At 42.3% G+C, this 21,131-nt stretch carries 27 protein-coding genes and 1 tRNA gene; 10 read left to right on the top strand and 18 right to left on the bottom strand.

Going from position 1 to position 21,131, the window contains the following annotated elements; genetic code table 11:
* Positions 1–225: 225 nt before the first annotated feature.
* The 5 genes from H6G14_RS10865 to rsfS form a co-directional block, all read right to left on the bottom strand.
* Positions 226–1,671, bottom strand: coding sequence for a YcjF family protein (locus H6G14_RS10865; protein ID WP_190567442.1), 1,446 nt, complete (start codon positions 1,669–1,671; stop codon positions 226–228).
* Positions 1,672–1,771: 100 nt separating this feature from the next.
* Positions 1,772–1,848, bottom strand: a tRNA-Met gene (locus tag H6G14_RS10860).
* Positions 1,849–1,897: 49 nt separating this feature from the next.
* Complete coding sequence (locus tag H6G14_RS10855; protein WP_190567441.1) at positions 1,898–2,851, bottom strand: asparaginase; 954 nt, start codon at positions 2,849–2,851, stop codon at positions 1,898–1,900.
* Between the two features lie 79 nt (positions 2,852–2,930).
* Positions 2,931–3,431: a CGLD27 family protein gene (locus H6G14_RS10850; protein ID WP_190567440.1), complete on the bottom strand. Its 501-nt coding sequence runs from the start codon at positions 3,429–3,431 to the stop codon at positions 2,931–2,933.
* Positions 3,428–3,886 (bottom strand): ribosome silencing factor, encoded by a 459-nt coding sequence (gene rsfS / locus H6G14_RS10845; protein ID WP_190567439.1) that lies wholly within the window; start codon positions 3,884–3,886, stop codon positions 3,428–3,430. Before rsfS ends, H6G14_RS10850 begins: the two co-directional genes overlap by 4 nt.
* A 117-nt stretch (positions 3,887–4,003) precedes the next feature.
* Between rsfS and H6G14_RS10840 the strand changes: the two genes are divergently transcribed.
* Complete coding sequence (locus H6G14_RS10840; RefSeq protein ID WP_190567438.1) at positions 4,004–4,207, top strand: hypothetical protein; 204 nt, start codon at positions 4,004–4,006, stop codon at positions 4,205–4,207.
* A gap of 326 nt (positions 4,208–4,533) precedes the next feature.
* Here the strand turns inward: H6G14_RS10840 and H6G14_RS34205 are convergent, their stop codons facing one another.
* Positions 4,534–4,659, bottom strand: a complete 126-nt coding sequence (locus H6G14_RS34205; RefSeq protein ID WP_338421189.1) for a hypothetical protein — start codon at positions 4,657–4,659, stop codon at positions 4,534–4,536.
* Positions 4,660–5,026: 367 nt separating this feature from the next.
* Between H6G14_RS34205 and H6G14_RS10830 the strand changes: the two genes are divergently transcribed.
* Positions 5,027–5,320: a DUF433 domain-containing protein gene (locus tag H6G14_RS10830; RefSeq protein ID WP_190567437.1), complete on the top strand. Its 294-nt coding sequence runs from the start codon at positions 5,027–5,029 to the stop codon at positions 5,318–5,320.
* A complete protein-coding gene (locus H6G14_RS10825; protein ID WP_190567436.1) occupies positions 5,317–5,688 on the top strand; it encodes a DUF5615 family PIN-like protein in 372 nt (123 codons plus the stop codon). The genes H6G14_RS10830 and H6G14_RS10825 overlap by 4 nt, the downstream gene beginning before the upstream one ends.
* Before the next feature lie 162 nt (positions 5,689–5,850).
* On the opposite strand, the gene H6G14_RS10820 is transcribed toward H6G14_RS10825, so the two are convergent.
* The 4 genes from H6G14_RS10820 to typA form a co-directional block, all read right to left on the bottom strand.
* The gene (locus H6G14_RS10820; protein WP_190567435.1) at positions 5,851–6,096 is read right to left on the bottom strand and encodes a hypothetical protein; all 246 of its coding nucleotides are present in this window, start codon (positions 6,094–6,096) and stop codon (positions 5,851–5,853) included.
* Positions 6,080–6,355, bottom strand: a complete 276-nt coding sequence (locus H6G14_RS10815) for a BrnT family toxin (protein ID WP_190567434.1) — start codon at positions 6,353–6,355, stop codon at positions 6,080–6,082. Before H6G14_RS10815 ends, H6G14_RS10820 begins: the two co-directional genes overlap by 17 nt.
* An 83-nt stretch (positions 6,356–6,438) precedes the next feature.
* Positions 6,439–7,245 carry a hypothetical protein gene (locus H6G14_RS10810; protein ID WP_190567433.1) on the bottom strand — a complete coding sequence of 269 codons (807 nt, stop codon included), beginning with the start codon at positions 7,243–7,245 and terminating at the stop codon, positions 6,439–6,441.
* 173 nt (positions 7,246–7,418) lie between these two features.
* Entirely contained in the window at positions 7,419–9,209 is a 1,791-nt protein-coding gene (gene typA, locus H6G14_RS10805) for a translational GTPase TypA (RefSeq protein ID WP_190567432.1), read from the bottom strand.
* Positions 9,210–9,497: 288 nt separating this feature from the next.
* Here typA and H6G14_RS33560 point away from each other — a divergent pair, with 288 nt between their 5' ends.
* Complete coding sequence (locus tag H6G14_RS33560; protein WP_242053405.1) at positions 9,498–9,668, top strand: hypothetical protein; 171 nt, start codon at positions 9,498–9,500, stop codon at positions 9,666–9,668.
* A 160-nt stretch (positions 9,669–9,828) separates the two neighbouring features.
* Here H6G14_RS33560 and H6G14_RS10795 read toward each other — a convergent pair whose 3' ends face one another.
* From H6G14_RS10795 to H6G14_RS10775, 5 genes are all read right to left on the bottom strand, one after another.
* The gene (locus H6G14_RS10795) at positions 9,829–10,398 is read right to left on the bottom strand and encodes a Uma2 family endonuclease (protein WP_190567431.1); all 570 of its coding nucleotides are present in this window, start codon (positions 10,396–10,398) and stop codon (positions 9,829–9,831) included.
* Positions 10,399–10,412: 14 nt separating this feature from the next.
* Positions 10,413–10,988 carry a Uma2 family endonuclease gene (locus H6G14_RS10790; protein WP_190567430.1) on the bottom strand — a complete coding sequence of 192 codons (576 nt, stop codon included), beginning with the start codon at positions 10,986–10,988 and terminating at the stop codon, positions 10,413–10,415.
* A gap of 56 nt (positions 10,989–11,044) precedes the next feature.
* Positions 11,045–11,689, bottom strand: a complete 645-nt coding sequence (gene grpE / locus H6G14_RS10785; RefSeq protein WP_190567429.1) for a nucleotide exchange factor GrpE — start codon at positions 11,687–11,689, stop codon at positions 11,045–11,047.
* 113 nt (positions 11,690–11,802) lie between these two features.
* Positions 11,803–12,294, bottom strand: a complete 492-nt coding sequence (locus H6G14_RS10780; protein WP_190567428.1) for a Dps family protein — start codon at positions 12,292–12,294, stop codon at positions 11,803–11,805.
* 113 nt (positions 12,295–12,407) lie between these two features.
* Positions 12,408–12,671 carry a ParB N-terminal domain-containing protein gene (locus tag H6G14_RS10775; protein WP_190567427.1) on the bottom strand — a complete coding sequence of 88 codons (264 nt, stop codon included), beginning with the start codon at positions 12,669–12,671 and terminating at the stop codon, positions 12,408–12,410.
* A gap of 114 nt (positions 12,672–12,785) precedes the next feature.
* Here H6G14_RS10775 and H6G14_RS10770 point away from each other — a divergent pair, with 114 nt between their 5' ends.
* Positions 12,786–14,453 carry a SpoIID/LytB domain-containing protein gene (locus tag H6G14_RS10770; protein ID WP_190567426.1) on the top strand — a complete coding sequence of 556 codons (1,668 nt, stop codon included), beginning with the start codon at positions 12,786–12,788 and terminating at the stop codon, positions 14,451–14,453.
* Positions 14,454–14,540: 87 nt separating this feature from the next.
* Here the strand turns inward: H6G14_RS10770 and petF1 are convergent, their stop codons facing one another.
* Positions 14,541–14,840 carry a ferredoxin PetF1 gene (gene petF1 / locus H6G14_RS10765; protein WP_010998287.1) on the bottom strand — a complete coding sequence of 100 codons (300 nt, stop codon included), beginning with the start codon at positions 14,838–14,840 and terminating at the stop codon, positions 14,541–14,543.
* A 517-nt stretch (positions 14,841–15,357) separates the two neighbouring features.
* On the opposite strand from petF1, the gene H6G14_RS10760 reads away from it, so the two are divergent.
* From H6G14_RS10760 to H6G14_RS34195, 4 genes are read left to right on the top strand one after another with little or no spacing between them, the layout of a single operon-like run.
* Complete coding sequence (locus H6G14_RS10760) at positions 15,358–16,347, top strand: Gfo/Idh/MocA family protein (protein ID WP_190567425.1); 990 nt, start codon at positions 15,358–15,360, stop codon at positions 16,345–16,347.
* 5 nt (positions 16,348–16,352) lie between these two features.
* A complete protein-coding gene (map, locus tag H6G14_RS10755; RefSeq protein ID WP_190567424.1) occupies positions 16,353–17,123 on the top strand; it encodes a type I methionyl aminopeptidase in 771 nt (256 codons plus the stop codon).
* A 16-nt stretch (positions 17,124–17,139) separates the two neighbouring features.
* Complete coding sequence (locus H6G14_RS34200; RefSeq protein ID WP_338421188.1) at positions 17,140–17,556, top strand: Coq4 family protein; 417 nt, start codon at positions 17,140–17,142, stop codon at positions 17,554–17,556.
* Positions 17,557–17,571: 15 nt separating this feature from the next.
* Entirely contained in the window at positions 17,572–17,802 is a 231-nt protein-coding gene (locus H6G14_RS34195; protein WP_338421187.1) for a hypothetical protein, read from the top strand.
* On the opposite strand, the gene H6G14_RS10745 is transcribed toward H6G14_RS34195, so the two are convergent.
* Positions 17,799–19,151, bottom strand: coding sequence for a pentapeptide repeat-containing protein (locus H6G14_RS10745; RefSeq protein WP_190567423.1), 1,353 nt, complete (start codon positions 19,149–19,151; stop codon positions 17,799–17,801). The genes H6G14_RS34195 and H6G14_RS10745 overlap by 4 nt on opposite strands.
* 475 nt (positions 19,152–19,626) lie before the next feature.
* Between H6G14_RS10745 and H6G14_RS10740 the strand changes: the two genes are divergently transcribed.
* Positions 19,627–19,812 (top strand): PCP reductase family protein, encoded by a 186-nt coding sequence (locus tag H6G14_RS10740; protein WP_190567422.1) that lies wholly within the window; start codon positions 19,627–19,629, stop codon positions 19,810–19,812.
* Between the two features lie 201 nt (positions 19,813–20,013).
* Here H6G14_RS10740 and H6G14_RS10735 read toward each other — a convergent pair whose 3' ends face one another.
* Positions 20,014–20,847, bottom strand: coding sequence for an SWIM zinc finger family protein (locus H6G14_RS10735; protein ID WP_190567421.1), 834 nt, complete (start codon positions 20,845–20,847; stop codon positions 20,014–20,016).
* Positions 20,848–21,131 lie beyond the last annotated feature (284 nt).

Genomic DNA, 21,131 nt, shown 5'->3' with positions numbered 1-21,131 from the left:
CTTATTAAGCTAATGCGCGCCTAAATTGCATAACTACTAAGAAGGGCTGTTGACTGTTAACTGTTAACGGTCAACAGCCTTCACGATGGATTACGCAACTTAAAAGCAGAATAGCTTACAAGCAATTAACAGAACTTGAGATTACTTAACAGCACAAAGACGCAAGATTTCTCTTAGCGCCTCTGCACCTACTCTGCGATAACCTCTAGCGGGGAATGCGCGAAATTAACTCACAACTTCAACCTGCTGTACTTCTGGTAGCAAACGCTTCACACCTTGCTTGACAAAACCTTGCAGAAAAGCCACCTGCTGACTTTGTTGGAAGACATTTTGTAAGGTTTGGCGTAACTTGTCTACGTTCAAATTACTTCCAGAATCTAACGCGATTTCCTGTTGCTCAAAATAAGCTACTAGGCTTAAAGCCGCTACTCTGGTGAGATAAGCTGCACTTACGCCTTGAACTAAACCGCCAGCCACAAAGGTAACGGCGTTACTTTTGAGAACAATACCAATGGCTTTAGTAGAAAGTTCCACTAAACCCAATTTCAGCATCAAACTTCCCATTGTTCCGGCTACAGTTTGCGCCTGTTCCAGGGAAAACTTCTGCTGATAGATATTACCCAAATCCATGACCATTTGAGCATTAATCGCCGCAGTTGCCAAAATATCTAATGCTGGAACTGGGTTAGCAAAGGCCGCAGCCGCAGCTATCCACTGATATTGTTCAATAACTGGGGTAGCGCGATCGCATCTTACCCCATTCAAGTAGTTTTTCGCCTCAGATTTCAGTAAGAATGCCTGTCTTGCAGTGGTTGTCCACACCCATTGTTGACTTTGTTGTGCCAAAAGTTCGCTTAATTCCAGGGTTAACTGTTGAATATCAGGCGCTGGTTGTTCCATCCACTCTTGCACAACACCATCAGTTTCATGTTTCCGCACTTTGATAGGTAGAGGAGAAGCGGAAACAGCAACTACATAATCTTGGACTCGCTGTTGTAGTGACAGCAAAACACTAGCACGTTCATCTGGTAAGTACTGGTCTTGTTTGTTGAAAACCAGGATTTTTGGTTGATTCAGCGCCTTTATCTGCTGTAATGCTTGGAATTCTGAATCTGTCAAATCACCGTTAGTCAAAAACAGGACAGCATCCGATTTTGCCGCTTCTGCCAGAATATTAGTATCTGCATGACTACTCAATTCCTTAAGCAGTGGCGCTGTTTCTTGGAAACGGATTGTTTGCTGCTTTTCTGGTGTGTAATTAGACTCCAGCACTTGAATTAACGTGCTTTTACCAACCCCTTGTCCACCAGTTACAGCTAGCCGAATTTCCTGTCTGTCTAACTCCGCCGACAATTGGGCAAGTTGATTCCGTAATGTGCCTAAAGCTTGATGGTTTTCGGCTTCTTGGGCTAATTGATTGATTACGGCTTCAGTTTTAGCGATCGCACTTTCTGCCGTAGCTCTGTCAAAGAGCATACCATTTAGCTGTTCTGAACTATCTTTTGGTAGTTTGTGCTTGAACAACCACAAGCCACCACCAACCGCTAAGACACTCAATAAACTTAGTTCACCCAACTGCACTATTGAATGATGCCAACTTTGTAGCATCCACAAGGAAAAGGATAATCCTAATCCTCCTACTAAAATTGGTCGTTGCAACTTCACAACCATGATTCTCCGCGCTTTTTGGAAGATCCCAACTCAAGAATAGATCAAAATAAAACAAAACCCCATAATCTTCAAAGATTGTGAGGTTTTGCTGTTTATAAGTTGGTGGCGGGAAGTGGATTTGAACCACTGACCTTCGGGTTATGAGCCCGACGAGCTACCAGGCTGCTCTATCCCGCGTCGTTTTTCTTGACTTTTCAAGTATAACCCAAACTCAAAAGTTTGGCAACTATAAAAGCGATAATTCTCCAACAACCTCTAAACGCGTGTATTTGCCTGGGTTCATAAATTTTTCTGCCAAGCTTTCGGCAATGCTGGGAGTAATCCAACCCATCTGCTGGAGGAGGTGAATAGCAACGGCATATTTTGCCCGTTTAGCGCCGTCCATGACCTTAATCGTCAATCCCATCCCTTCACCAAGTCTGCCAATGCACTGTACGCCTTCTGCACCAGACTTACTCACTAGTTCCCCAGGAGTTAAGCGCATCAGTTCCGTATCAAATTCTCCATCTCCTGCTACCATTGACGGGTGATGAGTCATGGCTCGGACAATGCGTTCCATATCTAGGTTGTTACTGGCAGCTAAAAGCGCATATAAAGAAGAAATTTGACCTAATTGCAGTAGATAAGTAGGTACGCCACAGTCATCGTGGGCGCTGATAAATTCTGCTGCTGGCATTCGCAATAACTCTGCAACCTTAGTCAGAACTAACTGCTGTACTGGGTGTTTGCGATCCATGTAGTTATTTAAAGGCCAATGGCGTTGTTGACAAATAGCCAACATTCCTGCGTGCTTACCAGAGCAATTATATTCAAGAGGGCTGCGTTTTCCTTGCGGAATTGGACACTGGAGTACAGAAGGGTCAAGGTCAGCACGCCACAGGATGTTAAATGCCTGCCTCACTTGCTCGATTGTACCCTTGTGGGAACTGGTAATAATTGCTAGGTCGCGATCGCTCAAATCGTAGCGTTCCAGTGTCCCTGTAGTAGTGACTGCAAGTGCCTGAAATGGTTTGAGTGCTGAACGGACGAATGTAGCTGTTTCCGAGTTACCGGCAACACTAAGCACTCGTCCCCGTTCATCGCAAACAACAGCTTGGACTATATGCTTCGATTCGATAATACCTTCACGCAGCAACCGGACTTCCAGTGCTGGGGCTTGAGTGCGCTTTCCCATTGTCATGGGTTAATATTTATCTCTTTTTTTGTAAGTTGCCAGTTGTGAGTCGTCAGTTGATTACTGACTACTGACTCATGACTATTTAAAACAAATGCCAAACTATAGTACCAATAAGAAAGAGTCCCGCCAAGCCAGTGAAAGTAAATTGTAACCGTTGGAGAATGGGTTTGATTTCGTAGGTGACAATCAAGCGATCGCGGGTGAGAACTTCTTGGGGCTTGATCCAAGTTTGGCCATCGTACCAGCCTGATTCTTCGTAGAAGACAGTCATACTGTAGAGGCGATCGCGCACATACAGCCAGCCCAAGTATAGTCTTACCAAGCTTAGGACTACTCCGACGCTAGCCCCGGCTGCCCCACACAACAGAAAATGAACCAGTTGTTTATTTGGGGGAAAGCTGGCTGCTGCTACTGGCCCAGCCACCAGCCAAGATAAACTCCAAATCCAAATTAATTTTGTGGCATACTCCCGCCAATTTAAGGCGCAATCACGAAACAGCCAGGAGGTTTTTAACTCTTCGTACTCATTCAGTGGTTGTTGGTCTACGGGAACCGGACAATTTGCCAGCGACGACTTCATCATGTTGGCTTACCCTCATCCTCATCAGATTTTGGTAGGGGAATGCGTTCTGCATGAACCCAGAATGCTTCTAAATTATAAAACTCCCGTTCCTTTGGCATCATGATATGCACAATGATATCGCCGTAGTCTTGTAGTACCCAACTGCCCTCCACTTTGCCTTCTGTCCGCAATGGCCGTCGTTGCCATTTGGTTTCTACTTCATGTTGAATTGCATCGGCGATCGCTCTCACTTGCACCTTAGAATAGCCAGTCAACATCACAAAGTAATCTGCTAAGTAAGAGACATCTGCTACTCTCAGCACTAGAATATCGCCTGCTTTGCGGTCTGATGCTGCTTCGGCGATGGTTAGAGCTAATTCTCCACTAGACTCAGTTTCAGCCTGTGGACTCCTAATAGCGCTCTTGGCTACCGAGACGGATTGTAATGGTAAATTTCCTTGGAAATAATCAGACATTAAACCTCAGGTGCTTTATCCTTTTTGTTACGGTTTTTGAGAATTACTTACAAACAACAATTGAGCAGTAAATCTATCTATTGGTTTCTTTGAATACTAACAAAAAAACAGGTATCTATGAGAAAGGCTGAGAAACTAGCTGACCTATTACCATATCAGCAAAGCACTGTTGCAGCTTATTCTTCTGTAGCGATAACTCCGACAGTTGCTGCATTTGATACAAATTTGCTGAATTTACGTACTAGTCATGTAACTTTATTCTTGTATCTTGACTTATGTACATTATCCACGAGAAAGTTTAGAGATATCATTGTTTCTTGACTCTAAGCTGTTCGCCTACTAAGAGTATAAAGCATAAGCAATTTAAGCTCTTCTTCCTCAAGCCTTATTTCTCTGAAATATTGAATATCTTTCTCATTAAAGACGGCAAAATTGTAAGTTTGATATAGGACTATGATTTGATTTCTGAAAAAACTCCGTACATCTGGAGTGTCTACGGCAGTCTACGCCTACTCCTTGGCTTATAGAGTCATGGAATGGATCGGCGATCGCTTTCTGTAAGAATATCTGCTAAATGGCGATCGCTTCCCACTAATAACCTTTCGTATGAGTTATGGCGATCGTAATTAAAGTATTGCTGACAAATATTATTCTATTCGCTGTACAGTAGTGTTTGTCTGCTGGCGCTGGGCAATCTCTATTAGTAATCTTAATGCTTTATTCACTGCTTCATCGTTGGGAAAAGCTTCGGCAACATCGGGATCTAAACGCACTAAGTTTGTTTGTGTACGATATCTCTCAACTTATTTACCCCTAACGCCTACCTGCATTTGAGCGAAGTCTTACTCAGGACGTAATTCATCTTCCATTTCGTTCTAAATTTCCTTCTTCATAAAACTTCCTCTATTTGCTGATAGCTTTTCGGGCGCTGATAATTCTAATTTTTCCCGCTCTATTAGTATGAGCAATAGGCTAATAATAACGTAGCGACTTTCTCCTAGTGGTCAGGATCAGGGAAAGTTACAGATAGGGGATCATTAAATACGGTTGCAAACTTTGTTAGAGCCAGAACTGCTAATCTATTATTAAATAATGGAATAGATGTGGAAGATTCATTAATTCAGTTAGAGTTGAAAAAATATGGTAGCAATAGTTGATATTGGAACCCTAATTGTGAAAACACCTCAAGTTGCTGGAGGTCGTCCTTGCATTGCTGGTACGCGGATGACGGTTCAAAATATTGTGATGGATTCTCAAGCAGACTTATCTCCTCAAGATATTGTGACAGAATATCCATATTTATCTCTAGCGCAAGTTTACGCGGCACTTGCTTATTACTATGCTAATCAGGAAGCAATGGATAGAGAAATTGCTTCATATAAAGCAGAATGTAATGCACTGGAAACGAAGTGGATGTCAGGGAATTTTGCATGAGTCAAATTTGTTTCTATTTAGATGAAGATGCTGGCAAAAAATCTTTAACTAATGGTTTACGCAATGCAGGGATTGACGTAATGACAACGGCTGAAGCAGATAGATTAGGATCATCTGATGATAGCCAATTAATCTGGGCAACGGAACAGAGACGCGTTATTTATAGTTTCAATGTTGGTGATTTTTGTCGATTGCATAAAGCTTATCTCGAACAGCAACAAGAGCATTCAGGTATTGTACTCGCTGCGAAGCAGAGCTATGCAATTGGAGAACAGTTGCGAGGCTTGTTGAAGTTAGTAGAAAGTTTAGAAGCCGAGAAGATGGCAAATCAATTAGTGTTTCTGAGAAAATACATTGATAATTTTTAACCTGCGATCGCTTTCTGTAATCATATCTGCTAAATGGCGATCGCTCCCCACTAATAACCTTTCGTATGAGTTATGGCGATCGCCATCAAACTACCTTTGAGTAACTTCACTGATGGCTTTATACTCAATAACTTGAACAGTCTTAGCTCCTACTGATGAATTTTATTCTGTTCGCTGTACAGTAATGTTTGTCTGCTGGCGCTGGGCAATCTCTATTAGTAATCTTAATGCGTTATTCACTGCTTCATCGTTGGGAAAAGCTTCGGCAACATCGGGATCTAAACGCACTAAGTTTGTTTGTGTACGATATCTCTCAACATATTTACCCCTAACCCCTTCCTGCATTTGAGTAAAGTCGTACTCAGGACGTAATTCATCTTCCATTTCGTTCTCAACTTCCTTCTTCATAAAACTTCCTCTCTTTGCGGGTCGCTTTTCGTGCGCTGATAATTCTAATTTTTCCCTCTCTATCAGTGTGAGCAATAACTAAGATTTGCCCAAAGCCAGATAGGCCAATAATAACGTAGCGACTTTCTCCTATGGAGTGGTCAGGATCAGGGAAAGTTACAGATAGCGGATCATTAAATACGGTTGCGGCTTCCTGAAAAGAAACGCCATGCTTCTCAAGGTTGAGTATCGCTTTGTCTGGATTCCATTCAAATTCCATGTACAAATCTTTCAGCTTTTCCCTCAATAGTTTAAAGGTCTGCGGAAGGATACTGATAACTAGTATTTATGTTGCAGTAACTACTAGTGGTTATGCTGTTGTAAAGGTTTTGAAGTCTCAGTAGCCTTCTCTTGAAGTAACACAATACGTGAATCTTCAGGGCGAAACATCCACTGTGAATTTCGTATAATTTGTTCACAGGCCTCTCTGATTAACTTCTTCGGTGAATCTGCAATATGAACTCCAGCAAATATAGGTGGCTCACCATTTTCAAGCTTCCAGGTCACTAACCAAGGCTCTATCGCCATCAAGCGAAAATAACCTTCAGGGCAATCGTCGGTAGTCCAGCCAAAAACGTCGAGTGTTAGTACCTGATTTAGAGTAATAATACATTGATGCAAGCAAGCACCAACTTCATGATTTTGAGCCTTATCAAAAATACTTTGAGCTTCGTAGGGCATCAACTTATCTATATGTGCTGATAATTGATCTCGAATACCTCGAATCGCACTTGTCTTATCAAGTGGAACGACTCTCGAAAACTCACTCAGCAGTTTATTTATCTCTGCTTTCTCCTTCTCATTAAATCGGCTTTTCATTTCAGTCCCAGAATTTAAGTAGTTTAAGAGATCACGTATAGCTAAACAGAGTGAGTAAAGAGAAGTAATAAGAATTTTGACACGTCTGCGATATTCGTCTTCACTACTGAGGATACTGCTCCCCTGTAGCAAGTTCTTAATATCTTGTAAAGCTTCAAAGCATCGCCAAAGGTTTTGAGCAGGAGTGTTTGATGGATGCCAATCTGTAACATCGATCTTCTTCGCAGCTAAGTCAGCAAATTTACGCTTGGTTTGATCGAGATATACCGGAATGCCTTTGCTTTCGTTCACAGGGTGTTTTGCAAATTTTTAATTTTCTGCTCTATCCTAGCTTAACAGTTTAAAAAGGACTGGAAAGAGTGCAAGAGCTTTGATATTGTAGGTATCTAAGTAACACAAGGCAAATATCAAACTAAAAAGCCCGCATATGCGGGCTTTCTAAATTAATTAAACGATAGCTTTACTTACCGTTTCGCCAATTTCTTCGACATCTTCCGTAGGCGAATTGATTGGGGTGTAACTTCCACCAACTCATCGGGGCCGATGTACTCTAACGCCCGTTCTAAACTCATGTCGATTGGTGCTTGCAACTGAACCAATTCATCACCACCGGCGGCGCGGTGGTTGGTTAACTGCTTGGTTTTGCAGACATTCAATTCTAAATCTTGAGGGCGATTGTGTTCACCGACAATCATGCCTCTGTAAACTTTAGTACCAGGAGTAATGAAGAATGAGCCTCTATCTTCTGCGTTCTTCATAGCGTAGAAGGTAGAAACGCCTTCTTCAAAGGAGATGAGAACGCCTTTGTTACGGGCTTCAATATCACCACTGAGTTGACGGTAGTCTAAGAAACTGTGGTTCATGATGCCTTCACCACGGGTCATCCGCATAAATTCACCACGGAAACCAATCAAACCACGGGCGGGAATGACGAACTCTAGCTGGGTGCGATCGCCACTTCCGGGCTGCATATCTTGCATTTCGCCTTTGCGTTGTCCCAAACGCTCAATACAGCTACCAACTGCATCAGCAGGAACGTCTAAAACCAACAATTCATAAGGTTCGCAAGGTTGACCGTTGATTTCGCGGTAAATTACTTGTGGCTGGGATACTTGAAACTCAAAACCTTCGCGGCGCATGGTTTCGATGAGGATACCCAGGTGCAGTTCTCCACGACCGGAAACTAGGAATTTGTCGGGGGAGTCGGTTTCTTCAACGCGTAAAGCAACGTTTGTTTCCAGTTCGCGGAATAGGCGATCGCGTACTTGTCTGGATGTCACCAATTTACCTTCTTGACCAGCAAAGGGTGAATCGTTTACCCAGAAGGTCATCTGTAAGGTAGGCTCATCCACTTTAATTAGTGGTAAAGCTTGGGGTTCGGTTGGATCAGTAATTGTTTCACCGATGTAAGCATCAGCAAAACCAGCCACCGCAACAATATAACCTGCGGTTGCTTCTTCCATCTCTACCCGCTTCAGCCCTTCAAATCCCATCAACTTGGTGATTTTTCCCTTGACAATAGAGCCACTTTCTGTAACCAGAGCCGCTTGCTGACCAGCGCGGATAGTACCGTTGTGGATTCTGCCAATGACAATCCGTCCCAAATATTCAGAATAATCTAGGGTTGTGACTTGCAATTGTAGGGGCTTGTTGATGTCGCCTACTGGTGGTGGAACGTGTTGCAGAATCGCATTAAACAGGGGCTGCATATCTACAGCTTCTGCTTCCATGCTTTCCTTGGCATAACCGCCCATACCGGAAGCAAACAGATAGGTAAAATCACATTGGTCTTCGTCTGCACCTAATTCTAAGAACAGATCCAACACCTTATCTACAGCTACGTGGGGGTCAGCTTTAGCGCGGTCAATCTTATTGATGACAACGATGGGGCGCAAGCCTTTTTCTAAAGCTTTTTTCAACACAAACCGTGTCTGAGGCATGGGGCCTTCGTTGGCATCAACAATCAGCAGACATCCGTCAACCATGCCGAGTACCCGTTCCACTTCACCACCAAAATCGGCGTGTCCAGGGGTATCAACAATATTGATTAGTGTTTCTTTGTAGCGAACGGCTGTATTTTTCGACAAAATGGTAATCCCCCGCTCTCGCTCCAAAGCGTTGGAGTCCATGACGCAATCCGGAACGTCTTCGCCTTCGCGGAAAATGCCGGATTGTTTGAGGAGAGCATCAACCAGGGTTGTTTTGCCGTGGTCAACGTGGGCGATAATGGCGACGTTACGAATTGGGAGCGTCATAGAGGGTTTTTAGTGAAGTCTAGGGGAAATTTTACAATTTACATTTTGGTCTAGGCTGTTTTAACAGAATTGGGGATGATCTGCGAATTCTGTAAAGAAGCTTTAATAATTCTAGCGTAATTGTCACAATTCTAGGGGTCTTTGTAAATGTGACGGCAATGGAGAAATAAGGCAGTTTATTGAACTCAGTGGATTTTGAGTTTACACAAGATATATAGTCAATCCTTCTCAGGACATTTATGTAAGAACAGTGCCAAAATTGACATCGATTTTATTGGCTTGTAAACAATGGCTTGGGTTTCAGGGCAGCAATTGCAAGGTGGTAAGTATACTATTGAACAAGAATTAGGCGAAGGTGGATTTGGTATCACTTATCGCGCTAGAGATAATTATGGGCGCTCGGTTGTTATCAAAACGCTGAATGATTCAAGTGCAACGCCTCTGGCTTTGCACCAATAGAGCAATACGAGGTACGAGCAAAACGGGGTGCTTACATAGATGTTTATGCCTTGGCAGCAACATTATATTCTTTAGTAACAGGTAAAGTTCCTACAACTACTCCACTCAGAGCTATCGGTACATCATTGGAAGAACCCAAAAATATTAGTTCTCGATTTAATTATTTAACTTTCAACCAACTAAAAATATCTGCTGCTTTTACCTGCCAATTTCCTAATACATCAAGGACAGATAAAATATCATTATCATACTTTACTTCTGGTAGTCTATTTGGTTGAAATACCATTACAGATTTATCATTAAGGTCAATAAACCAACCTAATTTAGTTCCTTGGTTGATACAAAAAATAATCTTATTAATGACTCGGTTAGGCGATTGATCAGGTGATAAAATCTCAATAATCCAATCTGGGTAACTTTCAACCCTATTGGCAATCTCTCCATCTTCATCAGTTGGGATACGTGACCACTCAAACACAGCAACATCGGGAACTAAGGAACGTCCCTCAAATGTGCAGCGTAACTCGGTTAAGGCTAAAGCTATTTTTTGTGGTTTACCAAGTTGATTAATTGTAGATGATAGCTCAGTTTGAAGAATACTATGTTTTCCTTGGGGCATTGGTTTTTGATAGATGCGTCCATCAATATATTCACTAGCTGGTTTGGTTTCTGTTAGTTGGAGAAACTCATCCAAAGACGAGTGAAAAGATACTTGAGTTGATAGCGTCATCAGCAGTAATTTCCTTACAATAATTTTGCTAAAGCCAATGTAAACCCAGGTACAACATCTTCACCACTCAAGATTGCTGTGGCTGGATATTGGGTAATTGAACCATCTTGGCGATAAACTAAAGCTTGCTGATTTTTACTATCAATTAACCACCCCAACTTAACGCCATTAGCAATATATTCTTCCATCTTGGCTTTGAGTTTTGTCAAGCTGTCATTTTTGGAGCGAATTTCAATTACAAAATCTGGTGCTAAGTTGATAAACTTGTCTTCTTGCTGATCCCAACTTTCTGGTAAGCGTCCTTTCTCAACAAAAGCAGCATCAGGCGATCGCACAGCAGAATTAGCTAATCCAAAACCAGTACTTGGCCCAAAAACTTCACCTAAATCCTGACTTTCCACCCAATTAAAAAGATAAGCCCCTGCTTTTATCTCTCGATTACCAGAAATTCCCCCTGTTGGTGGCATAGTTTCTAAAATTCCATCAGCATTACGTTCAAACCTCAGTTCTGGGTTTTGTGAACTCATCAACATTAGTTCTTCATCAGTGACAGTGTACAAAGACTGCACCGTTATTGGTTTGCTGTTCATGATGATGGTATGACAAGCGGGAGAGGTATTTCTATTGTAGGTTGAGGGCGAGAGCGCTATGATCTTTCAACTAAACTAACTGTGGCTCGATACAGCAGTCTTTCGCCTTGAACATAGCCAATGTGCGTTACTTTGACTGTTTCCCCCGGTTGTGCTGTTCCCGCTTTTAATTGGTGCAATTGAGGATCATAAGGTATTTGTGATCCTACAGGTGCGATCGCCTCTATCCCCCACACCTGCAATAATTTTTCTAAAGGTTTTTCTACTAAAGGCACGATTTTCACAGCCGCTAATTCGGGATTCTCTCGCGCTTTCTGGGCGGCTGTCGGCCATTGTAATAACAAAGGTTCCAGTAGTTGTAAACTCGACTGCTGGAACTGTTGCTGTAATATTTCTCGCTGCTGTTCTAGTTGTAGCTGCGATCGCTCGTACTCTTTTTTTAAATCTGCAATTTCTTGGGGATTGGGGACTGGGGAGTGTTCAATATCTGATTCTAGAAAAGCCGATAATAATTCACTCAAAGGTATTTGCAACGCTTTTGATAGCTTCAGTAATATATCCAAGCGCATCTGTTCTAGCTTGCCTTGGCGTAAGCGCAGCACTTGATACTCGGAAACGCCAGCCTGACGACTCAAGGCTTTGAAACTAGATATACTTGCCTGTTGCATTAAATTGTGCAACTTTTGCGTAAAATCAGACATTGGCTATTAGGGATTGGGGACTGGGGACTGGGGACTGGGGACTAGGGACTGGGAATTTCTCCCCCTGCCGCCCCCTGCCCCCCTGCTTCCCATGCTCCCTGCCCCCCTGCCTCTTATTCTTCCAGTAAACTTCTCAACATCCAAGCAGTTTTTTCATGTACCTGCATCCGTTGTGTGAGTAAATCGGCTGTGGGTTCGTCGTTGACTTCATCTACTACAGGGAAAATAGAACGTGCTGTTCTAACTACGGCTTCTTGTCCTTCCACCAGTAAACGAATCATTTCCTTCGCTTTGGGAACCCCTGGAGTTTCGGGAATCGAACTTAGTTTGGCATATTCGCTGTAAGTTCCTGGTGCTGGATAACCAAGCGCCCTGATTCTTTCTGCCACTAAATCTACCGCTAGGGCTAATTCTGTATACTGTGTCTCGAACATCAGGTGCAGTGTTTGGAACATCGGCCCTGTAACGTTCCAATGAAAATTATGTGTTTTCAAATAAAGTGTATAGGTGTCAGCCAGCAGACGAGACAGCCCTTCGGCGATTTTAGCCCGGTTGGCTTCATCAATGCCGATATTTACATTGTTAATTGTTTCTTGAGATGCCATGTGTGTCTCCAAATTGAGTAATTATTATTAATTGGGGATTGGGGACTGGGAAAAAGGGAAATTTTTCTAAGTTTCTCTTTCTTACACCCTGCTCTCCTGCCTGTTCCTATTCTCTACGCTAAGTGCATCTTCAAAACACTACGCGGAGCTTTGCGAACTCTAGCTAAAATGGTTTCTTTACCTAAACGTTGGCAGGCTTCATACCGATGGCAACCAGAAAAGCCATAATATTGTCCATCTACCTCTAAAACGTCGATGGGTTCTTGTTGTCCAATTGCGGCTATCGATTCCATTAGGGCTTGTACTTTCTGGGGATCGTTGCCACGGGGCAATGGCCGTCGAATTTGATTTAATTGAATTTCCTGTACCCTAACCATGAGGAGTAAACCCAACTAGTTCCTTTTCGTATCTCTATATAAATCATAGTCGTTATGACTTCGTTTTGCAACTTTTTCTAGAGCAAAACCGGTAAGGGTATTATTGGAGCGTTCATGCGACAAAACCACCACTTTATAAAGCAATTGCCACAAGCCGAGCGCCAAAGCACAGAGGGGAAGAATCAGATAGCGGTGAGACATCCGTTCTGGCGTTTTTCTTACACAGTAATGATGACATTTTGTTTATTGGGATTGACAGGCGCATCGGCTACTGAAGATAAAATTAAGGATTTAGAACTGAAAATTGGGATTGTGCAGCGATTTGGCGAAGAGTCCACAGCCAAGCTGCAATTAGAACCAACAACAGGCGATCGCTTAAAACTCAAGTTTGCCGAAGGGAACAAAGAGCAAGTTATCCTAACAGATAAACCTGTCAAGCTAGAAACAGTGATGCAAGCTTTACCCAAACCAGCAATTGAAGAGGTTGTGGTTTTAGGTACATATCGCACCTACGAAACGGCGGAATATAGCGCTGAGAATTGGCGTAAGCAAGGAATAGAGGTAGAAATAGCCCAGCCGGATCGTTGGCAAGTTTGGGCAAAACGGGATGTGTATAATACCCCCTTACTACGTCGCTTGTTATTCCAGAACGTAAAAGCCACGAGTAAGGATTTGGCTTATATTGACACAAAAGTTTTGCCAAAAGTACCAAAAATAAGTTGGACTGTGAACGGTACACGCTACATCCCAAACCATGTAGAAGTTAGCACAGTTAAAAACTTAATTCGGTTGAAAAAAGGCGAAAAATTAAACACTTCTCGACTTTATTCTGGGCGAATTAATTTTCAGCCAAATGCTTATGGTACTTACACCCTTGTGAACCGAGTATCATTGGAAACTTATTTGCGTGGTGTTGTACCGCATGAAATTGGCACTAATGCACCAACTGCTGCTGTTGAAGCACAAGCAATTTTGGCTCGGACTTATGCTTTGAGAAATTTACGTAGATTTGCCATTGATAATTACCAACTATGTGCCAATACTCACTGCCAAGTTTATTATGGGCTGGGTGGCACAGATGCCAGGATAGACAAAGCGATCGCCGCAACCAGAGGTATGGTGCTTACCTATAACAATGAGCTAATAGATGCTCTTTATTCTTCTACCACTGGTGGAATTACTGCCTCTTTTAGTGATGTTTGGAATGGAAAGGATCGGCCTTACTTACGGCCTGTAGTAGATGCACCTAAGAGTATTTGGGACTTTTCTAAGCAAAATTTAAAAGATGAAAGGAACTTTCAGAGATTTATTACCTTGCAACAAGGATTCAACGAAAGTAGCTGGGATGTATTTCGTTGGTATAAAGAAACACCTGTCAATGAAATAGTCAAAGACTTGCAAAAGTTTCTCCGGGCAAAAAATAGCCCTTATGCTAAATTCAAAACCATGCAGGCGATGGCTATTACCAATCGCAGTGAAAGTGGAAGGATACTGGAACTAGCAGTAAAGACAGATATCGGCATTTTTACCCTGCACAAAGATGAAGTGCGTAGTGCCTTTGCTGCGCCAAGAAGCACGCTTTTTTACATAGTACCCCTCAACAAAGGTAAAGAAGAGTTGTGGGGATACGCTTTTATTGGTGGTGGCTTAGGACACGGAGTTGGCTTAAGTCAAACCGGCGCTCAAACTTTAGCCAAACTAGGTTGGTCTAGCAGCAAAATTCTTCAATTTTATTATCCTGGTACACAACTTCAAAGCCTGAATGAAGAAATCAAGTTTTAAGAAACTTCCAGATAAAAAAAGAGAAAGGCTAGGGACTAGTTTGTAGCTGCTAGCCTCTAGCCTATATTGTCCAAGCTAACTTGACTCTTAGTACAGGTCTTCTTCTTTGTGGGTTTGGATGACTACATCAGAAGTTGGATAAGCAACACAGGTTAATACGTATCCAGCTTCGATTTGATCGTCATCCAAGAATGATTGGTCAGACTGGTCAACAGTACCAGATACTAGTTTACCGGCGCAGGTTGAGCAAGCACCAGCCCGACAGGAAAAGGGTAGGTCATAACCCTGTTCTTCGGCAGCGTCTAAAATATACTCATCATCAGGAACTTCAATTTCGTGCTTTGTTCCTTCAGCTTCGTTGATCAATGTAACTTTAAAGGTTGCCATTTCCGTAATCCTCTCTTTTGTGATCGGCAGTATAAGTTATGCTAAAGCAAAACTGTGCGGCTATTCTCAGGGGATTAGCCACAGAATTAAATTTAGTTCAATTCTGATACTACGAGAAAAATCCAAGTATATAACTTGAAATCCACCACGATTAGTAATGAAATTTAGTTAACAGATAACAATAAGTTTTTTTTATACTTTGAGTGCGTTAAACTCACAGTTATTAGAAAAATTTATGGTTTGAATCAAGAATGTGATAGAGTGATCTGCTTTTAAGTTGCACAATCCATCGTGAGGGGTGTTGACCGTTGACAGTTAACAGTTAACAGTTAACATTTAACAGCCTTTATTATTAGTTATGGAATTTAGACGCGCGTTAACTGAAAAAATTTCTGGAGCAGAGACAACCTTCAGTTAGGCGGGTGCTGCATGAACCTAGCTTTTTTCAGAAATGATAATTGATCACTGTGGTTGGTAGCAGGACTGGTGAGGATTATATTAAGAGTCGGAGGCAGCTTTGGCAGAAGCAAAAATACGTGTGGGTATAGTTGGGACTGGGTATGCAGCCAAACTACGGGCAGAAGCCTTTTTAGATGATGAGCGATCGCACCTAGTCGCCATAGCTGGTAGTACACTGGAGAGAACCCAGACTTTCGCGCAAGATTACCAAACTGAAGTGATAACTGGATGGCAACAGTTAGTAGAGCGCGAAGATATAGATTTAGTAGTCATTTGTACAATCAATCGTGATCATGGAGCGATCGCCCGTGCTGCCCTCACTGCTGGCAAACACGTAATTGTAGAATATCCCTTATCTGTAGACTTGACGGAAGCAGAAGAACTAGTAGCCTTAGCCAAAGCACAGCAAAAATTACTCCATGTCGAACATATTGAACTTTTAGGTGGCTTACATCAAGCCTTAAAGCAAAATCTAGATAAAGTAGGTCATCTTTTTTACGTACGCTACAGCACCATCAATCCTCAAAACCCTGCACCCCGCAAGTGGACTTATAACCATGAAATGTTTGGCTTTCCCTTAATTGGCGCACTTTCCCGGTTACATCGGCTGATAGATTTATTTGGTCAAGTCTTTACAGTTAACTGCCATCAACGGTATTGGGAAATAGAACCAGAATACTACCAGACCTGTTTTTGCATGACTCAACTATGCTTTACTAGTGGATTATTAGCCCAAGTGATTTACGGTAAAGGTGAAAGTTTGTGGCAATCAGAACGCAAGTTTGAAGTTCATGGTGACAATGGTGCTTTAATTTTTGACGGGGACACAGGATTTTTCATCCAATCAGGGGAAAGCACACCTGTAGAACTGGGTACTCGTCGGGGATTATTTGCCAAAGACACAAGTATGGTGTTAGACCATATCTTTGATGGCGCTCCTTTGTACGTCACCCCGGAAGAAAGCTTGTATACCCTAAGAGTTGCTGATGCTGCTCAAAGAGCCGCACAGATGGGAATAACTATATTTTTGACAGATAAGCTAAATTAAATTTCATGAAAACCGAGTTCATCGTTATCTTATCCCAAAGAGAAATAGAAAAAATGCGGCAAGCGGGACGCTTGGCGGCTAAACTTCTGCAACATCTTGAGCCATTGGTGAAGCCAGGGGTGAGTACTCTGGAACTGAATGATGAAGCTGAACGCTGGACACAAGCACATGGAGCTAAAAGCGCTCCTCTGGGTTATAAGGGTTTCCCCAAGTCAATTTGTACCAGCGTCAATGAAGTGATCTGTCACGGTATTCCCAACGCCAAGCAGATTCTTAAAGATGGTGACATCATTAACATCGATGTGACACCAATTGTTGATGGCTACCACGGCGACACATCCAAAACCTTTATTGTAGGTAATGCTGCTCCCAAAACCAAGAAACTGGTGGAAGTAACGCAAGAGTGTTTACATTTAGGGATTGCAGAAGTAAAACCAGGGGCAAAGATAGGTGATATCGGGGCGGCGATTCAAGAGTATGCTGAGGCTGAGGGCTTCTCTGTGGTGCGCGACTTTGTGGGACATGGTATTAGTAATATTTTCCACACTGCACCAGATGTACCCCACTACGGTATACGAGGAAAAGGCAAACGCTTGCGTCCAGGGATGGTATTTACCATTGAGCCAATGATTAATGAAGGGACTTACGAAGTTGAAATGCTCGGTGATGGGTGGACAGCCGTAACACGTGATCGCAAGCTATCAGCCCAGTTTGAACACACCATCGTAGTTACAGATGATGGCGTAGAAATTCTTACTTTACCTGAAAGTGAGTAAATAAAGGTTTTTTACTATGCAATCTCCAGAGAAAATAGATCCAACATGGGAAGATAGCGTCATTGATAGCTTTATTAGCTTTGTCAGATCATACGATGGCGATTTCACCTGCATTTACAAACTGGCTGATACCGTAAGTGATGAGTACAGTTTGCAAAAGATAATTGACTTTCTCTCTAGCACCCCTCAGGGAAAACAAGCTTTCCAAAAACGTCCACAATTAGGTGTAGTGGATTTACCAAAACTCCATCAATTGCCAACTGACACTTTGGGATATGTCTATGCTGACCAGATGCTGCAAAATAATTTGCAGCCTTTACAGTCCCACGAAATAGACAATGATTATCAATTTTTCAAAACGCATATTACCGAGACACACGACCTCTGGCATATAGTTACTGGAGCCGATACCAGCATTTTGGGAGAAATCTAATTAGAAGCTTTTTATGTGTCGCAATTGTACGCTAGTCGTTTTTGGTTGGCATTACTAGCAAAAAACTTGCTCAAAGCCGTAATTTACGATATAGAGCTTTCCACGCCATACATGGATGCGATCGCCACAGGCTGGGTAATGGCAAAGCAAGCCAAGCCTTTGTTTGGTCTGGAATGGAATCTATTGTGGGAAAAGCCTCTAGCAGATGTGCGTACTTCTTTAAATATTATTCTCCCTGCGAATTAACGACCTAGTAGGTTAGGAATACCTTCACAGCCACCAGGAATAGTGGCTCTAGTTTTTTCCCCACCCCAAGCACAGCAATAATAACGGTTAGCTTCTGACATCCGTTGTACATTGCTGAAGTTGGCATTTTCGATCACAGCGCCAGTATGTTCCCCTGTTCTGTAGTCTGGTGGTTCGGTGCGGCTGCGGGGTGATGCTTTTTCTACTGAGCCATAAAATAGACGAACCCCATTTAAGTCAGCACCAGTGAGGTCAGCATCATAGAGAATAGTTCGGGAAAGGTTGGCTTTGACCAAATCACAACCGCTTAGATTCGCACGGACAAGATTGGCTTCACTAAGGTCAGTCCAACGTAAATCTGTTTGAGATAGGTCAGACCCCGCCAACATCACACCTAAATCGATGACGCGCACCCCTTCTAGTCGGTCTTCAGCATAACCGCCAACACCGTTGAGAATTGCTCTACCCAAACGGCGATCGCGTTTTAGGGGTGTGAGTAACTTGGAACGGGAGAGGAAACGGAGAATTTTGGCTTTACCACTACCATCGACACTACTAAAAATAGCCGCCGTGCGCCCTTCGGCGATCGCTCTTTCTTGCGGCCAATCTTCGAGTAATCCCTCTTCATCTAGAACCAAATCGGAAACGCCTTGGAAATAGGAATCGATGGTCTGTTGTTGGGTGATGATATTTTGTTGGACGGTTAACAAGTTTTGTTGAATTGTCAAGTCCTTAGAAATGACGTATTGTCGCCACGCCACGTAAACTGCAATAATAGCGATCGCAATTTGTCCCAAAGCACCAAACCATTCCGCCAGAGTACCGGAAGCTTCCCAGTTGACCTTTCGTCCCCACTGTAGCAGGCGATCGCCTACACCACTAAACCTCAAGCAGCCAACGAACGCTACGATTAGCCCCACAAAAGCCACAAACAAATTTTTATCCTGGGATGTAAACCACTCATCAATGACATACAACACCCAAGGCAAAAGCATCGCCAACGATAGCAGCAATGTCAGTAGCGTACCCACAACACCAATAATCCAGCTATTGAGTGCAATGCCAATAATAGTAATGGTCATTCCCACTACAGTAATTAACAACGCCCTTGGTTTGACTATAACTGGAGGCTGAGGACGTGGCTGAAAACCAGAACGGGCTTGTTTCAATATGGCTGTGTTTTGCGGTGATTGTAGGGAAGAAATAGCAGCTAGAGCTTGTTGTGCTGCTAATGCTTCTGAGGTTAAGTGATTTTCACCTGCACCACCATCAAAGTCATCGGGTTGCAAGTCGTGTTCAGGTGTAGAATCTGGGGTTGGTGAATTTGAGGAATTAGATTCAATCGTCATGTTTTCTATTTTGCCCCAGTAGACTTGATTTCACAAAGGCAGACAGGGCATAAAACTCACAGCACAATCTGATAAGTATTACACCAAGTACAAGTAAAACTTGGTTTTACTGAACATGTTTTTAACTCAATTATGAGTTCAACGTCTATGGTTAAGAATTTGTTAGCGAGTGTTGTTATTGGCGCAGCCTCTCGTGGCCAACAGAAAGGTCAACCGTCAACCCTCAACAGCTATAGATGAGCGCCTGATTGTAAAACAATCCAATTTATATGAAACTGATGTAGAAGCGTTGATCGAAAGAACACCAAACAATAAATTATTCCAAATTGACAGTTAGTAGGGTGCATCAGTATGAATATTTTTTATCTGGAAGTCCCTGATCAGATAATTTACAGTCATCTTAGTTAACTTTTATTGCTGGCTTGATATGGCCAAGGCTACCAAAATTTTTGATTCAGAAGGGGATGTAAGTGATATGAGCGAATACAATTTTACAGATAATTTGCGCTGGACATCAGAAGCCAAGACAAAGTTAAAAAATATTCCCTTTTTTGCGCGCTCTCAAGCCAAAGCAAGAATTGAGCAGTTGGCACGTCAAGCACAACAGGAGATAGTCACACCAGAGTTAGTAGAACAAGCCAGATTAGAGTTTGGACAGTAAAGACAAAAAGTAGTGTGGATGTTATTTCCGCTTAGTTGCCGTTTTATGATAGCTTTCCTATCACGCATCGCCGCATAACACGGGGCATTAGGCACTAAGCGGAGATTATCTTTTGTGTGACCAATCATCTCAGAATGTGCGTCCAACACTACAAAAATTTGATTTTTGTTTTATGAATAACCTGTTGATAATTAACTATTATTAACTGCCCACATTCATCGCCGCTAACATGGCCTTCTGTCCAACTTCTTTGTACAAGGTTGCTAAATATTTCATGACTACATCGCTAGAATTTAAATTTGTTGAACTTTCTTCATCTTTTACTAGAGGAACTGCTCCCAATACATCTAACACTGTTTCACCAGTTGAGGGAGCAATCACAACTAATGATGATTCGAGTGGTTCGTTATATTGCCAGCAAGAATCTAATTTAATATTCGATTGAGTCCGAAGAATTTGCTGTTGAGGCTCAGATTCTTCTGTTATTTCAGGTTCAATTTTTGCATTACGTAATTGTCTTAAATCGCGGATAATTTTTTCTTTATTTCGTCCACGTAATTGAAACAATACAAATGGATCTTCACTGAATCTGTCTCCTAATTGATAGTAGACTGCACCAATGTGTTTACAAGGGTTGGCTTTATCAGGGCAGGAGCATTTACTATGGACATCAGACAAAGTGAAAGGAAATAATGAAAGCCCATTACTTGTAAATACTTCCTCAATATTTTGGGGCATTTCTCCAGCTAATAGCTTGGCAGCGAAAACAGCTTTTTGGGACATAGTTTCAATCACATAACCCCACTGCTCATCACTAAATGGATCAAGTGATAGGGATACTTTATACGGCTCCTCTTCACTACCCTGCACTTTAGCTAATACTTTTGCACCTTTGAACTCGATACTCAAAACATTACCTTGACGAGAATATATCCGCGCTCGTTCTAAGCGTTTTTTAAAGCGATAAGAATCTAGTAAATCAAGCCATCTTTGTGACCACCATTCGCGGCTCGCTTGTAAAGTGTAAGTCGTCATTATTAAATATATGTAGTAGCGTGGCAAAACTAAAATGTTGCAAAGTTATAAGTTGGGTTGATGTTAGTAAATTCCACTTTGGTTGTGGTGTTAGGTTTCGCAAAGCCTCAATCCAACCTACCCCTAATTCACAATTTAAGGCTTAACACGCCAATAGTTTACTTTCTATAGGGTATTACGAATTATTCTATATTTGCTTTGCACCTTAACACCTCAGCCAAGGAACTTACAGATAAGAAAATATCTACAGTGTAGGTGCGTCAGTAAGATAAAACCTAACTATA

It is taken from the genome of Nostoc parmelioides FACHB-3921, from assembly GCF_014696625.1.
GTDB lineage: Bacteria > Cyanobacteriota > Cyanobacteriia > Cyanobacteriales > Nostocaceae > Trichormus > Trichormus parmelioides.
The sequence above is the reverse complement of the archived record's forward strand: the minus strand, read 5'-3'. Positions and strand labels throughout refer to the sequence as shown.